The organism is Inquilinus sp. (genome assembly GCF_039594555.1).
In the GTDB taxonomy this organism is placed as follows: domain Bacteria; phylum Pseudomonadota; class Alphaproteobacteria; order DSM-16000; family Inquilinaceae; genus Inquilinus.
Genome location: NZ_JBCNNF010000039.1, coordinates 1 through 20,557 on the forward strand (window position 1 = coordinate 1; position 20,557 = coordinate 20,557).

17 protein-coding genes and 1 riboswitch are annotated in these 20,557 nt (G+C 69.8%); of the genes, 5 read left to right on the forward strand and 12 right to left on the reverse strand.

The window, feature by feature from the left end; all coding sequences use genetic code 11:
* Window positions 1–442, reverse strand: a 442-nt coding sequence (locus ABDW35_RS06525; protein ID WP_343713043.1) for a hypothetical protein, incomplete at its 3' end; no start/stop codon positions are given.
* Entirely contained in the window at window positions 442–2,352 is a 1,911-nt protein-coding gene (locus tag ABDW35_RS06530) for an autotransporter assembly complex family protein (RefSeq protein ID WP_343713044.1), read from the reverse strand. The genes ABDW35_RS06525 and ABDW35_RS06530, both read right to left, overlap by 1 nt.
* Window positions 2,353–2,616: 264 nt before the next feature.
* Here ABDW35_RS06530 and typA point away from each other — a divergent pair, with 264 nt between their 5' ends.
* Window positions 2,617–4,437 carry a translational GTPase TypA gene (gene typA / locus ABDW35_RS06535; RefSeq protein ID WP_343713045.1) on the forward strand — a complete coding sequence of 607 codons (1,821 nt, stop codon included), beginning with the start codon at window positions 2,617–2,619 and terminating at the stop codon, window positions 4,435–4,437.
* Between the two features lie 3 nt (window positions 4,438–4,440).
* On the opposite strand, the gene ABDW35_RS06540 is transcribed toward typA, so the two are convergent.
* The 5 genes from ABDW35_RS06540 to ABDW35_RS06560 all read right to left on the reverse strand — a co-directional run bounded on the left by ABDW35_RS06540 (window position 4,441) and on the right by ABDW35_RS06560 (window position 10,482).
* Window positions 4,441–6,279, reverse strand: coding sequence for an AI-2E family transporter (locus ABDW35_RS06540; RefSeq protein WP_343713046.1), 1,839 nt, complete (start codon window positions 6,277–6,279; stop codon window positions 4,441–4,443).
* Between the two features lie 94 nt (window positions 6,280–6,373).
* Window positions 6,374–7,816 carry a sugar porter family MFS transporter gene (locus tag ABDW35_RS06545; protein WP_343713047.1) on the reverse strand — a complete coding sequence of 481 codons (1,443 nt, stop codon included), beginning with the start codon at window positions 7,814–7,816 and terminating at the stop codon, window positions 6,374–6,376.
* 120 nt (window positions 7,817–7,936) lie between these two features.
* Window positions 7,937–8,689, reverse strand: coding sequence for a hypothetical protein (locus ABDW35_RS06550; protein WP_343713048.1), 753 nt, complete (start codon window positions 8,687–8,689; stop codon window positions 7,937–7,939).
* Between the two features lie 63 nt (window positions 8,690–8,752).
* Entirely contained in the window at window positions 8,753–9,577 is an 825-nt protein-coding gene (gene rlmJ, locus ABDW35_RS06555) for a 23S rRNA (adenine(2030)-N(6))-methyltransferase RlmJ (protein ID WP_343713049.1), read from the reverse strand.
* Entirely contained in the window at window positions 9,574–10,482 is a 909-nt protein-coding gene (locus ABDW35_RS06560; RefSeq protein WP_343713050.1) for a methyltransferase, read from the reverse strand. Before ABDW35_RS06560 ends, rlmJ begins: the two co-directional genes overlap by 4 nt.
* Window positions 10,483–10,641: 159 nt before the next feature.
* On the opposite strand from ABDW35_RS06560, the gene ABDW35_RS06565 reads away from it, so the two are divergent.
* Window positions 10,642–11,070, forward strand: coding sequence for a GFA family protein (locus ABDW35_RS06565; RefSeq protein ID WP_343713051.1), 429 nt, complete (start codon window positions 10,642–10,644; stop codon window positions 11,068–11,070).
* A 12-nt stretch (window positions 11,071–11,082) separates the two neighbouring features.
* On the opposite strand, the gene ABDW35_RS06570 is transcribed toward ABDW35_RS06565, so the two are convergent.
* On the reverse strand, window positions 11,083–11,589 hold the full coding sequence (locus tag ABDW35_RS06570; RefSeq protein WP_343713052.1) for a CHAP domain-containing protein: 507 nt from the start codon (window positions 11,587–11,589) through the stop codon (window positions 11,083–11,085).
* Between the two features lie 174 nt (window positions 11,590–11,763).
* Window positions 11,764–11,879, forward strand: a riboswitch (TPP riboswitch).
* Between the two features lie 68 nt (window positions 11,880–11,947).
* On the opposite strand from ABDW35_RS06570, the gene thiC reads away from it, so the two are divergent.
* The 3 genes from thiC (at window position 11,948) to ABDW35_RS06585 (ending at window position 16,249) form a co-directional block, all read left to right on the forward strand.
* Window positions 11,948–13,753 carry a phosphomethylpyrimidine synthase ThiC gene (gene thiC, locus ABDW35_RS06575; RefSeq protein ID WP_343713053.1) on the forward strand — a complete coding sequence of 602 codons (1,806 nt, stop codon included), beginning with the start codon at window positions 11,948–11,950 and terminating at the stop codon, window positions 13,751–13,753.
* 159 nt (window positions 13,754–13,912) lie between these two features.
* Window positions 13,913–14,809, forward strand: a complete 897-nt coding sequence (locus ABDW35_RS06580) for a phytanoyl-CoA dioxygenase family protein (RefSeq protein WP_343713054.1) — start codon at window positions 13,913–13,915, stop codon at window positions 14,807–14,809.
* Between the two features lie 156 nt (window positions 14,810–14,965).
* Window positions 14,966–16,249, forward strand: coding sequence for a hypothetical protein (locus tag ABDW35_RS06585; protein ID WP_343713055.1), 1,284 nt, complete (start codon window positions 14,966–14,968; stop codon window positions 16,247–16,249).
* A 5-nt stretch (window positions 16,250–16,254) separates the two neighbouring features.
* On the opposite strand, the gene ABDW35_RS06590 is transcribed toward ABDW35_RS06585, so the two are convergent.
* From ABDW35_RS06590 to thrC, 4 genes are all read right to left on the reverse strand, one after another.
* Window positions 16,255–16,725, reverse strand: a complete 471-nt coding sequence (locus ABDW35_RS06590) for a MarR family winged helix-turn-helix transcriptional regulator (RefSeq protein ID WP_343713056.1) — start codon at window positions 16,723–16,725, stop codon at window positions 16,255–16,257.
* 67 nt (window positions 16,726–16,792) lie between these two features.
* On the reverse strand, window positions 16,793–17,389 hold the full coding sequence (locus ABDW35_RS06595) for a GNAT family protein (RefSeq protein ID WP_343713057.1): 597 nt from the start codon (window positions 17,387–17,389) through the stop codon (window positions 16,793–16,795).
* Window positions 17,390–17,409: 20 nt separating this feature from the next.
* Complete coding sequence (locus ABDW35_RS06600) at window positions 17,410–18,666, reverse strand: pitrilysin family protein (protein WP_343713058.1); 1,257 nt, start codon at window positions 18,664–18,666, stop codon at window positions 17,410–17,412.
* Window positions 18,666–20,072, reverse strand: a complete 1,407-nt coding sequence (gene thrC / locus ABDW35_RS06605) for a threonine synthase (protein ID WP_343713059.1) — start codon at window positions 20,070–20,072, stop codon at window positions 18,666–18,668. Before thrC ends, ABDW35_RS06600 begins: the two co-directional genes overlap by 1 nt.
* Between the last annotated feature and the right edge of the window lie 485 nt (window positions 20,073–20,557).

Below are 20,557 nucleotides of genomic sequence, written 5' to 3' on the forward strand. Positions count from 1 at the left end.
CGACATTCAGCCGGTCCAGCCGGATGTCGACCGGCAGCCGCGGCAGCGAGAAGCCGGTCGAGCTCGGCTGCGGCTCGGGCTCGGCGCCGCCGGCGGGCAGGCGGTCGACCGTCACCGTGCCGGCCTCGACCGCGTCGACCCGCAGGGTGCGGCGCAGCAGCGCCGACGGGCTCCAGGCCAGGCGCGCCCAGTCGACCGCGATCATCTTGCCGGCGGGGTCGGAGACGGCGACGTCGCGCACGGTCATGTCGAAGGGCACGAAGCCCTCGATCGCGCCGACCGAAACCTGCATCTCGGGGGAGCTGGCCAGGCTGCCGGCCTGGTCGGCGATCAGGCGCTTGCCCGGGCCGGTCTGCGCCGCGGCGAAGACGATCAGCAGCAGCGCGATCGGCAGGCCGATCACCACGGCCAGGACGATGAGGAGGATCCTGAGCGCGCGCATCAGAAGGCCTGCCCGATGCTGATGTAGAGCTGGAAGCTGTCGTCGTCCTTGCGCTTGTTCAGCGGGATGGCGATGTCGGCGCGGATCGGCCCGATGCCGGTGTAGTAGCGGGCGCCGAGGCCGGCCGCGTACTGGATGTCGCTGCCGAAGTCCGGCACGCTCTTCTCATAGACGCCGCCGGCATCGAAGAACGGCACGATGCCGATGGTGTCCGTGATCTTGTAGCGCAGCTCGATGCTGCCGATGATCGAGCTGAGACCGCCGGTCGGGTTCTGGTGCTCGTCCTGCGGGCCGATGCTCTGGTACTTGTAGCCGCGGACGCTGCCGCCGCCGCCGGCATAGAGCCGCTTGTCGGGCGGCACCTCGGCGATGTCCGGCCCGGCGATGCTGCTGATGCCCAGCTGCCCGGCCAGGATGATGTCGCCGTCGCCGCCGGACAGGTCGAGATAGGCCGATCCCAGCGCCTTGGTCACGAGCATGTCGACCGAGGAGCCGAGGAAGCTGGGATAAGGGGTGAAGGACAGCTGCGCCCGGTAGCCCTTGGTCGGGTTCAGCAGGTTGTCGGTGGTGTCGATTTTGGCGCCCAGCGGGATGCCGACGAAGGTGTAGTCCCACTGGCCTTCGTCATTTTCAACATGGCCGGTCTCGAAGCTGAGCCCCGCCAGCAGGTCGATCTGCTTGGTGTATTTGTAGGTGGCGATCCCCTGCACCAAGCCGCGGGTGCTGGTATAGGCGTCCAGCACCTCGCGCACCGCCTCGGCCTTGGCGTCCAGCGTGGTGTTGCGGTCGAGGAAGCCGGGCACCTTCAGGCTGACGCCGAACTTGAAGTTCGGCTCGGTCGCGTTGTTGTAGCCCAGGCCGCTGACCTCGCCGTCGATGCGCAGCTGCTCGGCCCCGCCCCACAGGTTGCGGTGGCCCCAATAGGCGTTCACGCCGGCGCCGTAATTGGTCTCGTATTTCGCGCCAAAGCCGATGAAGCGGGCCGGCCGCTCCTGCACCGCGATCGTCACCGGCACATTGCCCTGGGCGTCGACCTTGTCGGCGGTGGTGACGCGGACGCTGCTGAACACGCCCAGATCGGCCAGGTCCTTGCGCAGATCCTGGACCTGCTGCGGCGAGTAGAGCTGGCCGGTGACGAAGGGGACGCGGCTGCGGATGAAGCTCTCGCGGACGTCCTGCTCGCCCTCCACCGTCACCGGGCCGAAGCCGGCCTTCGGTCCGGGATCGAGAAACTCGGTCAGGTCCATGGTCTGGTCGGCATGGTCGACCACCGCATCGCGCGACGGCACCTTGGCCAGCGGGTAGCCCTGGTCGTTCATCTGCGCCACCATCGCGCCCTCGGCGCTGATAATGGTGGCCGACAGCGCCGGCTTGCCGGGGTCGAGCCCGAGCGGCTCGCGGTCGATCACCAGCGGCAGCTGGTCCGACCCCTGCATGTCGGTCAGGCGGACGGTCTTGAACTTGTAGCTGGGGCCGAGGTCGATCTTGATCGAGACTTTGACCGGATCCTTGCTCTGGCGCGCCGTCAGCCGGTCGATCAGCCCGGGATCGTCCAGGTCGATGCCGTCGAGGGTGATGTGGACCTGGCCGCCATAGTAGGACAGGGCGCCTAAAGCGCCGTACAGCCGGTCACGGTCGGCCAGCGCCCGGCGCATCAGCCCGACCGGGCCGGACGGCGGGCTGGACTGCAGCTTCAGCAGGTTCGAGGCGCCGGTCAGCGCGGCGGTTGCATTCTCGTCCGGGATCGGCTCCAGCGTCGCCGCATAGGCCAGGGCATCGGGCAGCGGTGCCGTCTCGGCCGCGGCATCGCCATCCGTGGCCGGCGCGTCGTCCTGCGCCAGCAGGCCGGCCGTGGGAACCAGTGCCGCGAGGAGGCCGAGCCACCCGATTCTGCCCAGTCTTGCCCGCAATCCCCGGTCTCCCCACTCGTCGTGCCGCGGTGCCGCCGCCCTATCACGCATCAGTTGATGCCATGATGGGAACACATACTGACAGTGTTTCGTTGCTTAAATTCTCTCTCGACTTTTCAACGGTTTGGCGCCTGCGACTTGCGTTTGGCGCCGATCTGCCTATATTGCGCCGCAACGGCGGCTGGGGCGTTGCGTAAGACGACCCGTCCGCCGTCCTTTGTTTTGCCCGCAGGCTTCCTGCCCCTCCCGCCCCTTGGACGGACCATGGATATCCGGAACATCGCCATCATCGCCCATGTCGATCATGGCAAGACCACCCTCATCGACGTGCTGCTGCGCCAGTCGGGGGCCTTCCGCGAGAACCAGCAGGTCGCCGAACGGGTGATGGACTCGAACGACCTCGAGCGCGAGCGCGGCATCACCATCCTGGCCAAGTGCACCTCGCTGGTGTGGAAGGATGTCCGCATCAACATCGTCGACACGCCGGGCCACGCCGATTTCGGCGGCGAGGTCGAGCGCATCCTGAACATGGTCGACGGGGTGGTGGTGCTGGTCGACGCGGCCGAGGGCCCGCTGCCGCAGACCAAGTTCGTCACCGGCAAGGCGCTGAAGCTGGGCCTCCGGCCGATCGTGCTGGTCAACAAATGCGACCGGCCGGACGCCCGCCCGCACCAGGTGCATGACGAGGTGTTCGACCTGTTCGCGGCGCTCGACGCCAATGACGAGCAGCTCGACTTCCCGACCCTGTTCTCCTCGGCCAAGCAGGGCTGGGCTGCGGAGAGCCTGGAGGCGGAGCGGACCGACATGGCGCCGCTGTTCGACTTGGTCGTGAAGCACGTGCCGGCGCCGAAGGTCGAGGCCGACGCCCCCTTCCGCATGCTGGCCACCACGGTCGAGGCGAACCCCTATCTCGGCCGCGTGCTGACCGGGCGCATCCTGTCCGGCTCGGTCAAGCCGAACATGGCGGTCAAGGCGCTGTCGCGGAACGGCGAGACGATCGAGACCGGCCGCATCAGCCGGGTCCTGGCCTTCCGCGGCATCGAGCGCCAGCCGATCGATATCGGCGAGGCCGGCGACATCGTCGCCATCGCCGGGCTGGAGACCGCGACCGTCGCCGACACCATCTGCGACCCGTCGGTGACCGAAGCGCTGTCGGCCCAGCCGATCGACCCGCCGACCATCGCCATGACCTTCTCGGTCAATGACAGCCCGCTGGCCGGCACCGAGGGCGACAAGGTCACCAGCCGCGTCATCCGCGCCCGGCTGATGCGCGAGGCCGAGGGCAATGTCGCGCTGAAGATCACCGAGACGGCCGAGAAGGACGCCTTCGAGGTCGCCGGCCGCGGCGAGCTGCAGCTGGGCATCCTGATCGAGACCATGCGCCGCGAGGGCTTCGAGCTGTCGATCAGCCGGCCGCGCGTGGTGTTCCAGAAGGACGAGTCGGGCCAGACGCTGGAGCCGATCGAGGAAGTGACGATCGACGTCGACGAGGAGCATTCCGGCGTCGTCGTGCAGAAGCTGTCCGAGCGCAAGGGCGAGCTCTTGGAGATGCGGCCGTCCGGCGGCGGCAAGCAGCGCCTGGTGATGCTGGTGCCGACCCGCGGCCTGATCGGCTATCAGGGCGAGTTCCTGACCGACACCCGCGGCACCGGCGTGCTGAACCGGATCTTCCACGACTACGCCCCGCACAAGGGCGCGATCGCCTCGCGCCACACCGGCGTGTTGATCTCCAATGCCCAGGGCGAGGCGGTGGCCTATGCGCTGTGGAACCTGGAGGATCGCGGCCCGATGCTGATCGAGCCGCAGGCCAAGGTCTATCAGGGCATGATCATCGGCGAGCACACCCGCGGCAATGACCTCGAGGTCAATGTCCTGAAGGGCAAGCAGCTGACCAACATCCGCACCACCAGCAAGGACGAGGCGGTGCGCCTGACCCCGCCGATCCAGATGACGCTGGAGCGGGCGCTGACCTATATCAACGACGACGAACTGGTCGAGGTCACGCCGAAGACCATCCGCCTGCGCAAGCAGGTGCTGGACCCGAACGAGCGCAAGAAGATCGAGCGCCAGAAGAAAGAGGCCTGAGCCTCAGGCCACCGCGATGCCGGACGGTTCCGGCATCGCCTTGGCCTCCGTCTCCCCGCCGCCGTTCCCGGCCGGTGCCGGCACCCATTGCGCCACCGCCGCGAGGATGGCGCTGAAGCCGCGGACGACGGTCGTGTGGGCCTCCAGCCCCTGCGGCATCTCCTCCGGCTGCTCCCGCGGACCCAGCAGGCCCACCACCAGCATCGTGTCCGGCCCGATGCGCCGGCGCAGCCGTCGGATCAGGCGCCCCAACTGGTGCGCGGTGACGCTGCCGGCATGGGCCACCATCACCACGGGGATTCCGGCCAGATCGGGGACGGCGCCGCCACGCTCGGCATAGGCACAGGCGATGCCCCTCTCGGCCAGCAGCTGGCCGGTCATCAGCGCGGCCGCCTGGTCCAACTCGTCCCGGGCGCCGAGGCACAGCACGACGGGGGGCGCCTCCGGCTCGTCCTCATCCAGATCCATCACCGCCGCTAGGATGCCGCCCCAGACGGCCGTCCGCTGCGACCCGTCCAGCGCGCCGCGCTGCCGGTCGGCCTGGGCCATGCGGATGGCCGGCAGGATCGTGCCCTCGAACAGCGCCTGGCGCGTCTGGCTCTGCAGACCGCGCTCCGCCAGCTCCGACGCCTCCAGCGGGTCGCCGGCCAGGATGCGCTGGTAGAAATGCGCTTCCGGCGCCAGCGCCGGGGTGCTGCCCAGCATGACGTCCAGGAAGCCGAATTGCGGCACGTGCCGGCCCAGCACGGCCAGGCACACGGTCAGCGGCACCGCCAGCAGCAGGCCGGGGATGCCCCACAGGGTCAGCCAGAAGATGGTGGCGAACAGCACGGCGAAGGGCGAAATCCCGGTGCTGCCGCCATACAGCAGCGGCTCGCCGACATTGACGGTGATCAGGTCCAGCACCACGAACAGGGCGATCGTCTCCAGCGGCATCAGCCAGCCGGGGTCGACGGCGAAGGCCAGGATGGTCGGCAGCGTCGCGGCGGCAACGGTCCCGACCAGTGGGATGAAGCGCAGCACCGCGGCCAGCAGGCCCCACAGCACCGGGTTGGGCACGCCGATGAACCAGAGCCCGATGCCGAAGGCCGTGCCGTAGCCGAAGTTCAGCACCGCCTGGGCCAGCAGGAAGCGGCTCAGGCGTTGCGCCGCGTCGTCCATGGCGGCGGTGGCGCGGGTCAGGTCCTGGGCGCCGAGCAGCCAGATCAGCCGGTTCCGCAGGTCCTCCCGCTCCAGCAGCATGAACACGGAGAACACCAGGACCACGCCGATGATGGCGAAGGGCTCGATCAGCGGGGCGCCGACCTCCCAGGCCAGCTGCAGCGGCGTCAGGGCCGGCGGCACCAGCTGCACCGGCACCGGCTTGCCCTGGGCACCGTCGACGCCCATCGGCGCCAGGGTGGCGCGTTCGGTGGCTTCCTGGGACAGGCGGGCCACCATGGCCGTCAGCCGATCGATCAGCCCGCCGCCCGGCGCCACCTCCTTGATCGACTGGATCTTGGCCTCGAGGTTGCTCTGGTATTGCGGCAGGTTGCCGGCCAGATCGATCGCCTGGCTGGCGACCAGCACCAGGAACACCGTCGCGGCGATCGACAGGGCGATGATCACCAGCACCACCGCCACGGTGCGCGGCAGCCCAAGCTTGCGCAGCTGCAGCACCACCGGGGCGGTGGCGAAGCTGATCAGCAGCGCCAGAGCGAACGGGATCAGGATATCGCGGCCGAAATAGAGCGCCGCGGTCGCCGCCACGGTCAGCAGGATGCCGCTGGTCGAGGACAGGGCGCCGATCTTCTCGGTCAGCGGGGTCAGGGAACGGGCAGGTCGGCCGGGGTCCGATAGCATTTGGGGCAGGGGCGAAGCCGGGGGTGGTGAGGGAACGGGGCGAGGCCGCCCGCGGTTCCCGCCGCCTCGTTCCGGACCGCTCCGCCGCGGCCAGCTACTCCATCTCCTCCAGCTCGCGCCCACGGGTCTCGCGCACCGCGCGGATGACGAAAAGGAGGGACAGCAGGGCCATCACGGCGTAGAGCCCGTAGGCGAGGCCGAGGCCGGCGGAGGCCAGGGAGGGGAAGGTCTCCGACACCACGAAATTGGCCACCCACTGCGCCGCTGCGGCCACGGCCAGGGCATAGGCGCGGATGCGGTTGCTGAACATCTCGCCCAGCAGCACCCAGACCACCGGTCCCCAGCTGACCCCGAAGAACACGACGTAGAGGTTGGCGGCGGCGACGGCGATCACCCCGGCCGTGTCGCCCAGCACCGGGGTCACGGCGCCGTTCACCATCTCGGTCGGGGCAGTGCCGAAGATATAGGCCATGGTGCCCAGCGTCAGGGTCATGCCGGCCGACCCGACCAGCAGCAGCGGCTTGCGCCCGACCTTGTCGATCAGGGCGATGGCCACCAGCGTGACCAGGATGTTGGTGACCGAGGTGGCGACCGTGATGATCAGCGAATCCGCCTCGGTGAAGCCGACCGCCTGCCACAGCACCGAGGAGTAGTAGAAGATCACGTTGATGCCGACGAATTGCTGGAACACCGACAGCAGGATGCCGGTCCAGACGATCGGCAACAGGCCGAGCCGCGGGCCGGCCAGGTCGGCCAGCGACTGCCGCTTCTCCTGGTCGATGCTGCTCTCGATCTCGGCGATCTTGATCCGCGGCGGCGGCCGGTTGCCGACGAAGCGGCGCAGCACCTCCGCCGCCTCGGCGATGCGCTTCTTGCTGACCTGGAAGCGCGGCGATTCCGGGATGATGCCGGCCAGCACGCCATAGATTACCGAGGGCACCGCCATCGAGATGAACATCCAGCGCCACGCCTCCAGCCCCAGCCACAGCGTGTTGCCGGCGCCGCCGGCCGCGGCGGCCAGCGTGTAGTCGCACAGCAGGGCGACGAAGATGCCGATGACGATAGCCAACTGCTGCAGCGAGCCCAGCCGGCCGCGGATATGGGCGGGCGAGACCTCGGCGATATAGGCCGGGGCGATGACGCTGGCGGCGCCCACCGCCACGCCGCCGACGAAGCGCAGCACCGTCAGCGCCCAGATGTCCCAGGCCAGGCCGGAGCCGACGGAGCCGATCAGGAACACGACCGCGGCCAGCTGCATCACCGCGATCCGGCCGTACCGGTCCGCCACCGGCCCGGCGAACCAGGCGCCGACGGCGGAGCCGAGCAGGGCGCTGGCGACGGAGAAGCCCAGCAGCACGTCGCCGGCCCCGGACCATGTGCGGATGGCGGCGACGGCGCCGTTGATCACCGAGGTGTCGTAGCCGAACAGGAAGCCGCCCATCGCGGCCGCCAGCGCGATCAGGAAGGTCTTGCCGACGACGGAGCCCCCGTCGCCGGAAGACGCCGCGGCGCCGCGCTCTCGGTCTGCTGTCGACATGGCCCGTCTCCGGATTGGTCTCCTCAGGACTGTGAACCTGTCGACGGGCGATTCCTATCCCGCGAAAGGGAACACCTCCACGGCGGAATCGGCATGGGATCGGGGATACGGCCAAGCCCTTCAGGTCGTCAGACCCGGGCCGACGGGCGCTGCAGCGGGAGTGGGGGAAGCAGGCGTCGGGGCTCTTGAGCGCGGCCGATCCACGGCATTGATGGTGGCGTGGATCGCCTCGGTCGCGATCGCCTGGAGGCGGCTCCAATCCGCGGGTGTGCTATTGGCCGAAAGGTTGACGACATGCAGCCGGAGGACGGTCTTGCCGATCAGGGTCTGGCCCAGGACGACACGAGCCTCGGCGGTCACGCCTGGAGCCGGTTTCTCCGGTGTCAAGACGATGCCGCTGTAGACGGCCTCGCCATCCGAACCGAGATAGCGGGCACCCGACGTCTGCGGAGATCCACGCTGCTGCAGGGTCGGAAGGTTGCGGCGATTCCACAGCTCCACCAGCTTCGGATTGGCCAGGAACGTCAGATACGTCTCTCGATCCATGGGCGGCCCTCCAGGGGCCGCGGTGGGCCCGGCTTCGATCTGGTAGATCAGCCGGAAACTGTTCCATGATCTGGCGCCCTTCTGCAGGGCAGGCTCGCTGCAAGGATGGAAGACGGCCAGTACGCGCTGGTCGGATGGTGCGTGCCTGCCCATCCCGATCACGAAGGCCAGGGCCAGCGGGTCGGTTTCGTCCGATAGGCAATAGCCGACAGGCGCAACCGGCTGGAACGGCGACACGGCCGCCAGATCCGGCGTGCTTCGTGGTCCCTGCGCCGCGCAGGCGGACAGGCCCGTCAAGAGGACAGCCAGCGCAAAAAAACGCATCATGAAATCCCCCCAATATGGAGGAACTTTATCTTGATCGATCTCCGGCGGCGAGCCGGATTTCGCTCAGCCCGGCAGCGGTTCCAGCCGCCAGCCGCCGCCCTGGCGGGCCAGGCGGGGCTGCAGCCAGGCCAGGGCCTCGCGCAGCGCCTCCTCGACGCCCCAGGGCAGGTTCGCCAGGACGAGGCCGCTGCCGTTCAGCCGGGCCGGGAACAGTGTGTCGAACACGGTCAGCTCGGCCGTCCAGGCGCGGGGCAGGGGCGGCAGCGCCGCGAGCATGGCGTCGACCGGCGGCCGGTCCTTGATCGGGTACCAGGCGGCGATCACGCCCTCCGGCCAGCGGCGATGGGCGGTGGCGATGCCGCGGGCCAGCCGCGCCAGCTCGTCCGGCTGCTCGAAGGACGGGTCCAGCAGCACCAGGCCGCGCCGCGGCTGCGGCGGCAGCAGGCCGCGCAGCGCCTCCCAGGAATCGCGGTGATGGATCGCCACCTGGCCGTCGCCGGCGAATTCGGCGCGCAGCCGGGCGTTGTCCTCGGGATGCAGCTCGACTAGTGTCAGCCGGTCCTCCGGCCGCATCAGCGCCCGGATCAGCCGCGGCGAGCCGGGATAGATCTCCAGCCGGCCGGACGGGTTGAAGCCGTGCACCAGTTCGAGATAGCGCGCCACAGCGGCCGGGGCTTCGGTCTCCTGATCGATCCGGGCGATGCCGTCGACATACTCGCCGGTCTTCGACGCCTCGGCGGCCAGGGCGTAGCGGCCGATGCCGGCATGCAGGTCCAGCGCGGAAAACGGCTTGTCCTTGCCGCGCAGCGCCTCCAGCAGCGCCACCAGCACCACATGCTTCAGGACGTCGGCCTGGTTGCCGGCGTGGAAGGCGTGGCGATAGTTCATGCCGCCCGCAGCACCGCCACCCAGCCGGGCAGCGGCATCTTGTTCTCGGTCCGGGTCCAGTCAGGGTCCAGGCTCACCACGGCGAAGCCGGCCGCCGCCGCGGCGCCGCGCAGATAGGCGGCGGAATGCTGGTAGCGGTGGTGGTCGCCCAGGCGCCAGCCGGTGCCGTCGGCGCCGTCCTGCGCCTCCAGCGTCAGGGCGAACAGGCCGCCCGGCCGCAGCACCCGCCGCGTGGCGGCGAACAGCGGCGCCAGGTCGCCGATATAGACCGCGACATCGGCGGCCAGGGCCAGGTCGTAGCGCTCCGGCCACTCGGCCAGGGCCGCCACGATCTCGCCCGGCTCCAGCCGGTCGTACAGCTTCCGCGCCATCGCCTGCAGGATCATGCCGGGCGACAGGTCGATGCCGTCCAGCCGCCGGCGGCGGTCGGCGAAGGCGATGCCGGCCAGGCCGGTGCCGCAGCCGAGGTCGAGGATGTCGAGGCTGCCCTCCGGCGCCGCCCGGTCGACGGCCTGGCGCAGCAGCTCCGGCCCGCGATAGCGCAAGGCCTTCACCAGCGCCGTGTCGAAGCGCGGAGCGTACTGGTCGAACAGGGTGCGGATATGCGCTTCCGGCAGCTGCGCCGGCACCGGCGCGGCGCCGATCAGCGCCAGCCGCACCGCGGCGCCCATCCGATCCTCGGGATCCAGCGCCAGCGCCGTCCGATAGGCCGCGGCGGCATCACCGCCCGCCGCCTCCAGCGCCTGGCCCAGCGCGTAGTGGATCTCGACATCCCCCGGGTCGATCTCGATGGCGGCGCGGATGGCGTCGGCGGACTCGGCCGGCTGGCCGTCCTCGAGCAGGGCAAGGCCGATCTCCAGGCGCCGGCGCGCCCGTGGATCCGGGGTGGGAAGGGGGAGGGTCATGGTCTGGCGTTCCCTGCGCCGCGGCCGTGCCGCAGTCGCGCGCGGGCTTATACCCGAAGCGCGGCCCCGGCGTCGAGGGGGTGCCGGGCTGCGGAACGCCGCCGGGCTTGCCATAATGGCGGGATCGACCGTCCGCAAATCCCTTCGGCAGGAGGCTCCATGGCAGCATCGGACTCCGCGGCGATCCTCACCGACGGATGCCAGTGCGGCAAGGTGCGCTATGAGGTCGGCGGCCCGCGTCTCGGCCTCTATGTCTGCCATTGCCGCGAATGCCGGAAGCAGTCGGCCTCGGCCTTCGGCATCTCGGCCTTCTTCCGCAGCGCCGGCCTGCGCCTCGTCAGCGGCGAGTTGCAGAGCTGGTCGCGGACGACGAAATCGGGGTGGCGCCTCATCTCCTTCTTCTGCCCCGCCTGCGGGTCGCGGGTGTGGCATGGTGACAAGGATCGCGAGGCGGAGATCTGCATCAAGGGCGGCTCCCTCGATGAGCCGCCGGATCTCACCGGCGCCGTCCACATCTGGACCAGCCGGACGCTGCCGGGGGTGATCATCCCCGAGCAGGCCCGGCGCCATGCCGAGGATCCGGACTAGGCGCCGACGGCCTCAGGCGCTGGTGGGATAGACGAAGCCGTCGGCCTCGTAGACACCGCCATAGGCGCCGGTGTCGGGATTCCAGAACCGCACCGCGGTCCAATCGTTGCCAGAGGAGACGTCGACCACCGACTGCTCGCGATAGATCCGGCGCCGGGTCTCGCCGTCATTGCCCCAGTTGGTGTGCGACACGGTGATCTCGCGCGAATTGCGCACCGCCACCACCACCGAGATGTGGCCGGAGCTCAGCCGGTCCGACCGGCCCAGCACCAGCACGGCGCCGGAGCGCGGCGTGCTGCCCTTGCCGTAGACGCCGTCGGCCTGGTCCCACCAGGTCCAGGCGTCGCCCCTGATCTGGATGCCGGAGACGGCGCGGGCATAGGGCACGCATTCCTCCGGCGCATTGGCGGTGACGTAGCGGGCGACGCCGCTGCCGGCGGGATTGCGCACGATCTCGCGCCCGCCGCCACAGGCGGCCAGGGCCAGCGCGATCGACAGCACCCACGCACGCCGCAGCATCGCTCCCCTCAACCGATGACTCAGAAATCCACCCCAATATGTTGGAATGTAGATATTTTTAGGAATGCGGTCAAGATCGAGGCGAGGCGGTGCGCCGAGCACCGTCGGGGAAGCGGAGCGCGCATCATCCGGAAGCCCCCGCTTGACATCCAGCCCCCGGGCGCGGTCTGATCGGGGCGTTCCGAGGGGAGCTCCGGTAAGGAGCTGAGACACCACACCATCCGCGACGTGGGAACCCTTCGAACCTGATCCGGGTCGTGCCGGCGTAGGGAATGGAACCACATGCGCGCTCAGCCGCTCTCTTTCCAGCTTTCCGTCCTTGGCACGCCCTCAATCCGTCCGATCGAGGAGGCCGTGGATGCCCAAGGACGTCATCCCCACAACCGTCACCACCGGCCCGCTGCCGGCGTCGCGCAAGGTCCATGTCCCGGGCGAGCGCACCCCCGACCTGCGCGTCGCCATGCGCGAGATCGTGCTGTCGCCGGAGTCCGGCGAGCCGCCGCTCCGGGTCTATGACGCCTCCGGCCCCTACACCGACCCGGCGGCGCTGATCGACATCGGCGCCGGGCTGCCGCCGCTGCGGGCCGGCTGGATCGCCGCCCGCGGCGATGTCGAGGCCTATGACGGCCGCACCGTGCGGCCGGAGGATGACGGCCGCCGCCCCGGCGAGGCCGCCAACCTGTTCGAATTCCTGCGCGGCGACCGGCGGCCTTTGCGGGCCCGCGGCGGCACCGCGGTGACGCAGATGGCCTATGCCCGCGCCGGCATCGTCACGCCGGAGATGGAGTATGTCGCAATCCGCGAGAATCTCGGCCGCGAGCGGGCCAGGGAGCAGGCGGCGCGCGATGGCGAGAGCTTCGGCGCCGCGATCCCGGACTATGTGACGCCGGAATTCGTGCGCGACGAGGTGGCGCGCGGCCGGGCGATCATCCCGTCCAACATCAACCACCCGGAATCCGAGCCGATGGCGATCGGCCGCAACTTCCTGGTCAAGATCAACGCCAATATCGGCAACTCGGCCGTCACCTCCTCGATCGCGGAGGAGGTGGAGAAGATGGTGTGGGCGATCCGCTGGGGCGCCGACACGGTGATGGACCTGTCGACCGGCCGCAACATCCACACCACCCGCGAATGGATCCTGCGCAACTCTCCCGTGCCGATCGGCACCGTGCCGATCTATCAGGCGCTGGAGAAGGTCGGCGGCGTCGCCGAGGACCTGACCTGGGAGATCTTCCGCGACACGCTGATCGAGCAGGCGGAGCAGGGGGTGGACTACTTCACCATCCATGCCGGGGTGCGGCTGCCCTACATCCCGCTGACGGCGAAGCGGGTCACCGGCATCGTCAGCCGCGGCGGCTCGATCATGGCCAAGTGGTGCCTGGCGCATCACCGCGAGAGCTTCCTCTACACCCATTTCCGCGAGATCTGCGCGATCATGCGCGCCTATGACGTCGCCTTCTCGCTCGGCGACGGGCTGCGGCCGGGGTCGATCGCCGACGCCAACGACGCCGCCCAGTTCGCCGAGCTGGAGACGCTGGGCGAGCTGACCAAGATCGCCTGGGAGCACGACGTCCAGGTCATGATCGAAGGCCCCGGCCATGTGCCGATGCACAAGATCAAGGCCAATATGGACAAGCAGCTCGAAGTCTGCGGCGAGGCGCCGTTCTACACGCTCGGGCCCCTCACCACCGACATCGCGCCAGGCTACGACCACATCACCTCCGGCATCGGTGCTGCGATGATCGGCTGGTTCGGCACCGCCATGCTCTGCTACGTCACGCCGAAGGAGCATCTCGGTCTGCCGGACCGCGACGACGTCAAGACCGGCGTCGTCACCTACAAGATCGCGGCCCATGCCGCCGACCTGGCCAAGGGGCACCCAGCGGCGCAGGCCCGTGACGACGCCCTGTCCCGTGCCCGCTTCGAGTTTCGCTGGCGCGACCAGTTCCACCTGTCGCTCGACCCCGACACGGCGCTCGCCTACCACGACGAGACGCTGCCGGCGGAAGGCGCCAAGACGGCGCATTTCTGCTCGATGTGCGGCCCGAAATTCTGCTCGATGAAGATCACGCAGGAGATCCGGGCCTCGGCCGAGGCGGGGATGGAGGAGATGGCGGCGCGGTTCCGCGACGGCGGCAGCCAGATCTACCGCGCGGCCGAGTGACCGGCGATACGGCGCGCGCGGGGACGAAAATCAGTCTTGGTGCGCGCCGAGACGCCCGGTATAGGACTCGCAGCGGAATTTGACCGCTGGTGGCCCGGGGCGTGCCTGTCCGCTCCGCCCCGGGCCGTCGTCGACGGCGCTCGGCGCGAGGAGATTTTGATGGCAGCCCTTTCCGAACACGCGGCCAAGGCCGGTCTGATGACCCGGTTCCTGCTGCAGCGCCGGTTCCGGCGCGTCGCCTGGCGGGAGTGGGTGGCCGACCGGATCGCCAGCCGGGTCGGGCGCGGGCCGGTCTCCGGCTCGCCCGAGGCCACAGGCGCCGCCGCGGCCCTCGCATCGGACGGCTTCGCCATGACGCCCTGGCTGATGACGCCGGAGCGGGTGGCCGATATGCGGCGCTACTTCGCCGGCCATCAATCCTTCAACCCCTACAAGCCGGAGCACGGCATGTTCCAGGCGCCGGAGCAGGCGCCGAAGGGCACGCATGTCGCCCATTTCCGGCCGGATGTGGTGCTGAACGCGCCGCACGCCCTGGCCATCGCCAACGACCCGGCGGTGCTGGAGGCGGTGCAGGCCGCCCTCGGCTGCAAGCCGACGATCAGCTACATGGCCTCCTGGTGGTCGATCGCCGGGGACGAGGAGGGGCAGCATGCCGAGCTGTTCCACCGCGACTACGACGACTGGCGCTTCATCAAGCTGTTCGTCTACCTGACCGAGGTCGATGCCGGGGCCGGGCCGCACATCTATGTCCGCGGCTCCCACCGCGAGGATCGCCTGATGCCGATCCGGCGCTATTCCGACGAGGAGGTCGAAGGCGCCTTCGGGCGCGACCGCTTCGTCCGCTTCGAAGGGCCTGCCGGCACCAGCTTCCTGGAGAACACCTTCGGCTTCCACCGCGGCCAGCCGGCGCGGACCTCGGCGCGGCTGATCTTCCAGGTGGTGTATTGCCAGGGCCCGATCCTGTACGGCCCGCTGCGCCCGATCGTCGAGGCCGGCCGCGTGGCCCAGGGCCTGACGCTCGACCCGCACATCAACCGCGTCTATCTCCGGGCCTGACCCGGCAGTGCTCTCGCAACCTGTGCCCGTATCGTCATGGCGAGCCCCGAAGGGGCGTGGCCATCCACCGGCCCCGGCCCCTGGATCGCCACGGCGCTACGCGCCTCGCGATGACGGTTTTGGAATCGGAATGAGCTGCTCCTTACGGGATCTGCTGTGGCGTTCACCATGAACCTCGCCCGGGTCCGGGCGGTCGGCGGGCAGGCGGCGCTGTTCCTGCTGGCCTTTGCGCTCGGCAAGGGCTCGGCTTTCTTCGGGCCGCTCCTGCTGTCGCAGGTGATGAGCATCCAGGATTACGGCACGGCCGAGCTGGGGCTCAGCGTCGGCGTGGTCGGGGCCCAGATCCTCAGCCTCGGCATTCCGGGCGCGATCCCGCAGCTGGTGCTGATCCGCAAGGAGGACCACGTCCTCGACCTGCTGTTCTTCGTCACGGCCTCGATCGGCCTGATCGGCCTGGGCGTCGCCGCGATCGTCTATGCCGCGTCCGGCCCGCTGCTCTACGTCTTCGTCGGCATCGCCATCGCCGGCGGCGGGGCGCAGCTCGCCGCCAGCGTCTACTACCGGTCGATGGGGCGCCGCTTCGGCATCCTGGTCGCCGACAACCTGGCGCTCTACGCCTTCCTGATCGTCGGCGGGCTGGTCTTCGTCGCCCTGGGGCGGGTGCCGCTGTCGGCGATCATCATCGGCTGCGGCGCCGTAGCGGCGAGCTTCACCCTGTTCGCCCTGGCCGGCCTGGCGCGCACCATCCGGCCCCGCTTCCTCGCCGCCCATATCGATGCCCGCAAGATGGGCTTCTTCATGATGGTGAACTCGCTGGTCTATTTCGCCATCGTCAGCAGCTCGCGCGTCCTGGTGGGCTTCTTCCTGTCGGTCGAGGCGGTGTCGGTCTACTCCGTCTGCTTTCGTGTCTCGGCGGCGATCTTCCTCGTGCACCAGCTCGTCACCACCGCCTATTTCAAGAAGCTCTACGAGGCCTCGGCCGACTGGTTCGACCGCTACTATCTGAAACTGCTGGCGGTCACCATGGCCGGCGCCGCGATGATCCTGGCCGGCTTCGAGCTGTTCGGCGACCGGCTGCTGCCGGGCTGGACCGCCTATCTCCCGCAGATGTCGCGGCTGCTGCCCATCGTCTGCATGCAGACGATCTGGTGGGTGTCGCTGGCCCAGGTCGAGATGCAGATCAACCGCGCGCTGATCTCGCGCCAGGCGACGATGTGGCTGCTGGCCTGCGCCGCGCTGATGGTCGCCACCTTGGCGCTGCTGCATGCGCTGGACCGGCTGACCCTGCCGGTCGCGGCGCTGGTCTTCGCCTGCACCCTGTTCCTGGCGCTGCACGCGCAGCTGGCCCTGCTGTGGCGGCACGAGGTGCGGCTGCCGCGCATGCGGGTCGCGCTGTTCGCGCCGCTGGTGTTCCTGATCCCGGCTTGGATCCTGGCCTAAAGCTCCTAAGGCTCGCGCTTGGCGCCGCTGGCCCACAGGCGGCGCAGCTGCTCGACGAAGCCCTGGCTTTCCTGCAGCGCGCCGAAGAACTGGGCATCGGCCTCGCGCACCCGCGGCATGGCGGCGTTCAGCACCTCGGCCCCCTTGGCGGTGACGCGCAGCTGCCGGGCGCGGCTGTCGGTCGGGTGCGGCGCCCGGGCGATGAAGCCGCCGGATTCCAGCGACCGCACCACCTGGCTGGTCATCATCGCGTCGGTCTTGCAGAAGGCGGCCAGCCTTGCCTGGGTGACGTCGTTCTCCTTGCGGCTCAGCCAGGCCAGGCCGGCGAGCAGGACGAACTGCACATGGGTCAGGCCCAGCGGCTCCAGCGTCGACCGCTGCAGCCGCTGCCACTGATTGGCGACCTGCCACAGCAGGAAGCCGGGGCTGTTCTCGGGGCGCAGGGTGCGCGAGAGGGTGTCCCAGTCCAATGCCACGTGCCGCGTTCCGCCATGAATTTTGTCCGACCCTAGGCGCGCAGAGGAACGGCATCAAGCCGCATGGTCACGGCCCGCCGTGGAACTCTGTGTCGACCAGCCCGAACAGCAAGTGATCCCGCCAGTCTCCGTCGATCTTGAGATAGGCGCGGGCATAGCCTTCGCGAGTGAATCCGAGGCGCAGCAGCAGCTTCTGGCTGGCCTCGTTGTGCGGCAGGCAGGCCGCCTCGATTCGGTGCAGGCCGAGCTGGTTGAAGCCGAAGGCCACCGCGGCGGCCGTCGCGTCGGTCATCAGCCCCTGCCGGGCGAAGCGCTCGCCGATCCAGTAGCCGACCGACGCGGACTGGGCGACGCCGCGCCGGACGTTGGAGAAGCCGATGCCGCCGATCAGCTGCCGGCTGTCGCGCTCGAAGATCAGGAAGCCGTAGCCTTCGTCCTGCCGCCATTCGTAGATCTGGCGGCGCAGCCGGCGCAGATAGGCGGCGCGGCTCAGCGCATCCTCCGGCCAGGTCGGCTCCCACGGCGTCAGGAAGTCGCGGCTCTCGCCGCGCAGCGCCACCCAGGGGCGCCAGTCGCGCAGCCGCGGCGGGCGCAGATAGGTCCGCCGGCCCTCGATCCGGACCGGCGGAAGGGTGCCGAGCCCCGTTCGGAAAAAGCCGATCACCGCCGCCCCGCTCAACGCCGTCAGCCGATCCGGGCGCGGATCGCGTCGTAGCTCTCGAGCTGGCCGACCGGCCCGAGCGCCGCCAGGGTCGGGGCGGTGCGGAACACGCGCTCGGCGACGCGGCGCACCGCGGCGGCGTCGACCGCGTCGATCTTCGCCACCACCTCTTCCGGCGGCACCGGACGGCCGAAGATCAGCATCTGCTGGCCCAGCTGCTCGGCCCGCGCCATGGTCGATTCCAGGCTCATCAGCAGGCCGGCCTTGATCTGGGCCCGGGCCCGGGCGGTCTCATCCTCCGCCGCGTCGCCGATCACCCGGCCGATCTCGCCGCACAGCACGGGCACCAGTTCGCGTGCCTCGCTTTCGCCGGTGCCGGCATAGATGCCGAACAGCCCGCCATCCTGATAGGCGCTGGTGAAGGAGTAGATCGAATAGACCAGGCCGCGCTTCTCGCGGATCTCCTGGAACAGGCGCGAGGACATGCCGCCGCCCAGCAGGGTCGACAGCACCGAGCCGGCATAGAAGTCCGGATCGTCATAGGACAGGCCCGGGAAGCCCAGCACCAGGTGCAGCTGCTCCAGGTCGCGCTCCTCGCGGTGCTCGCCGCCGCGATAGGCGGCCGGGGCGGTGCGCGCCTCGGCTTTGGCCGGCAGGCCGCTGAACAGCCGCTCGGCCTGCTCGGCCAGCCGGTCGTGGTCGACATTGCCGGACGCGACCAGCACCATGGTGTCGGCGCCGTAGTTGCGGCCGATATAGCCCGCGATCGCCTCGCGCGGCATCGACCCGACGATGTCGGCCGTGCCCAGCACCGGCCAGCCGATCGGCTGGTCCGGATAGGCCGCCTCCTGGAACTGGTCGAAGATGATGTCGTCCGGCGTGTCGATCGCCTGGCCGATCTCCTGCAGCACCACGGCGCGCTCGCGCCCCAGCTCGGTCTCGTCGAACACCGAGTTTTGCAGGATGTCGCCGAGGATATCGAGCGCCAGCGGCGCATCCTCCTTCAATATGCGTGCGTAATAGGCCGTGTTCTCGCGGCTGGTATAGGCGTTCAGGTGGCCACCCACCGCCTCGATCTCCTGGGCGATGTCCTGGGCGCTGCGCCGGCGCGTGCCCTTGAACGCCATGTGCTCCAGCAGATGGGCGACGCCGTTGACCTCGGCGGTCTCGTGCCGGGTGCCGGCGCCGACCCAGAGGCCGACGCAGGCGCTCTCGACGGTGGCGATCGGGTCGGTGACGACGCGCAGGCCGTTCGACAGGGTGCTCTCGCGGGTCGGCATCAGGCCGGCCCTCCATTGGTGCGGGCTTCACGGACGAAGGCTTCGACCGCGCCGATCTCGTTCGGCAGCACGGTCAGCCGCTCCTCGCGCTCGAACAGGTCGGCCATGTGCGGCGGCAGCGGCGGGCGCCAGCCGGTGGCGCGCTCGACCGCGTCCGGGAACTTGGCGGGGTGGGCGGTGGCGGCCACCACCATCGGGATGCCGGGGCCGGCCGGATGGGCGCGGGCGGCGGCCAGGCCGCAGGCGGTGTGCGGGTCGATGGTCTGGCCGGTTGCGGCGCGGGTCTCGGCAATCACCTTGAGCGTCGCCTCGTCGTCCAGCCGGTGGCTGGCGAACAACTCGGTCGCCGCCTTGTGCATCTCCGGCGTCACGGCGAAGCGGCCGGTGCCGCGGAACTCCGCCATCAGCGCGCTCAGCCGGTCGGCGTCGCGGCCGCACAGCTCGAACAGCAGCCGCTCGAAGTTGGAGGAGATCTGGATGTCCATCGACGGGCTCAGCGTCGGCACCACCCCGTCCATCTTCATCTCGCCCGACTTGAAGAAGCGGTCGAGGATGTCGTTGCGGTTCGACCCGACCACCAGCTTGGCGATCGGCAGGCCCATCCTGCGGGCGGCATAGGCGGCGAAGACGTTGCCGAAATTGCCGGTCGGCACGGCGAAGGCCACCGGCCGGTCAGGCGCGCCCAGCGCCAGCGCGGCGGCGGCGTAGTAGACGATCTGGGCCATGATCCGGGCCCAGTTGATCGAGTTCACGGCCGACAAGTGCATCTCGTCGCGGAACGGCGCGTCGGCGAACATCGCCTTCACCAGGTCCTGGCAGTCGTCGAAGCTGCCCTTCAGCGCGATGTTGCGGACATTGGCGGCCTGGACCGTGGTCATCTGCCGGCGCTGCACCTCCGAGGTGCGGCCCTCCGGGTGCAGGATGACGATGTCGATGGCGCTGCGGTCGCGGCAGGCCTCGATCGCGGCAGAGCCGGTGTCGCCGGAGGTGGCGCCGACGATCATCACCCGCTCGCCGCGCTTGGTCAGCACATGGTCGAACAGGCGGCCCAGCAGCTGCAGGGCATAGTCCTTGAAGGCGATGGTGGGCCCGTGGAACAGCTCCAGCAGCCACAGATCGTGGTCGATCTGGACTAGCGGCGCCACCGCCGGGTGGTCGAAGCCGGCATAGGTCTCGGCCGCCAGCGCCGCCAGCTCCGCCCGGGTCAGCGACCCTTCGACGAAGGGCAGCATCACCTCGGTCGCCAGCTCGGCATAGGGCAGGCCGCGCAGGCGCCGCCACTCATCGGCCGTTCGGCTGGGCCAGGTCTCGGGCAGGTACAGCCCGCCGTCGCGAGCCAGGCCGGCCAGAAGCACGTCGTCGAAAGCAAGGGCGGGGGCTTGCCCCCGGGTGCTGATATAGCGCACCGCGCGGTTCTCCAGGACAGAAGCGGCGTACCCTAGAGCGCGACACGCGCGGAGGGAAGCGGATCCGCTTCCCTCCTGCCCTGAATCGCGCTCCCACGCTCGCGCTGGCCGGATTCAGCCATGAAACGGGGCCGCGGGCGACCCCTTTCGCCGCCGGGGCATTGCGGCCGATCCGCTAGGCCGCCGCCTCGTGGCACGAGGGTTGCTTCTCCGGCTCCGGCAACAGGGGGTGAGGATTGGAATCCGATGCTGTCGGACGGCCGGGAGCGGCGATGACGCGTGCAACTGCCCAGCAAACGGGCGGCGGCGATGCCGCATCGCAGCATAGCAACAGCCTCGACCCGGAGCAAAAGTCGGGCAATCATCCCCACGGGGAGGCAATCAAACCGCGTCGGGCGGGAGCAGCGCATCGTGGCCGCGCCCGGCCGCGCTCTCGAACCCCATGGACCTGGCCGGATGGCGCGAGCCGACCGATTCCCTGCAAC

Bases quoted from the DNA above. Each gene is read 5' to 3' on its own strand.
- typA (WP_343713045.1), top strand. From the start codon at position 2,617: ATGGATATCCGGAACATCGCCATCATCGCCCATGTCGATCATGGCAAG.
- ABDW35_RS06540 (WP_343713046.1), bottom strand. From the start codon at position 6,279: ATGCTATCGGACCCCGGCCGACCTGCCCGTTCCCTGACCCCGCTGACC.
- ABDW35_RS06545 (WP_343713047.1), bottom strand. From the start codon at position 7,816: ATGTCGACAGCAGACCGAGAGCGCGGCGCCGCGGCGTCTTCCGGCGAC.
- ABDW35_RS06550 (WP_343713048.1), bottom strand. From the start codon at position 8,689: ATGATGCGTTTTTTTGCGCTGGCTGTCCTCTTGACGGGCCTGTCCGCC.
- rlmJ (WP_343713049.1), bottom strand. From the start codon at position 9,577: ATGAACTATCGCCACGCCTTCCACGCCGGCAACCAGGCCGACGTCCTG.
- ABDW35_RS06560 (WP_343713050.1), bottom strand. From the start codon at position 10,482: ATGACCCTCCCCCTTCCCACCCCGGATCCACGGGCGCGCCGGCGCCTG.
- ABDW35_RS06565 (WP_343713051.1), top strand. From the start codon at position 10,642: ATGGCAGCATCGGACTCCGCGGCGATCCTCACCGACGGATGCCAGTGC.
- ABDW35_RS06570 (WP_343713052.1), bottom strand. From the start codon at position 11,589: ATGCTGCGGCGTGCGTGGGTGCTGTCGATCGCGCTGGCCCTGGCCGCC.
- thiC (WP_343713053.1), top strand. From the start codon at position 11,948: ATGCCCAAGGACGTCATCCCCACAACCGTCACCACCGGCCCGCTGCCG.
- ABDW35_RS06580 (WP_343713054.1), top strand. From the start codon at position 13,913: ATGGCAGCCCTTTCCGAACACGCGGCCAAGGCCGGTCTGATGACCCGG.
- ABDW35_RS06600 (WP_343713058.1), bottom strand. From the start codon at position 18,666: ATGCCGACCCGCGAGAGCACCCTGTCGAACGGCCTGCGCGTCGTCACC.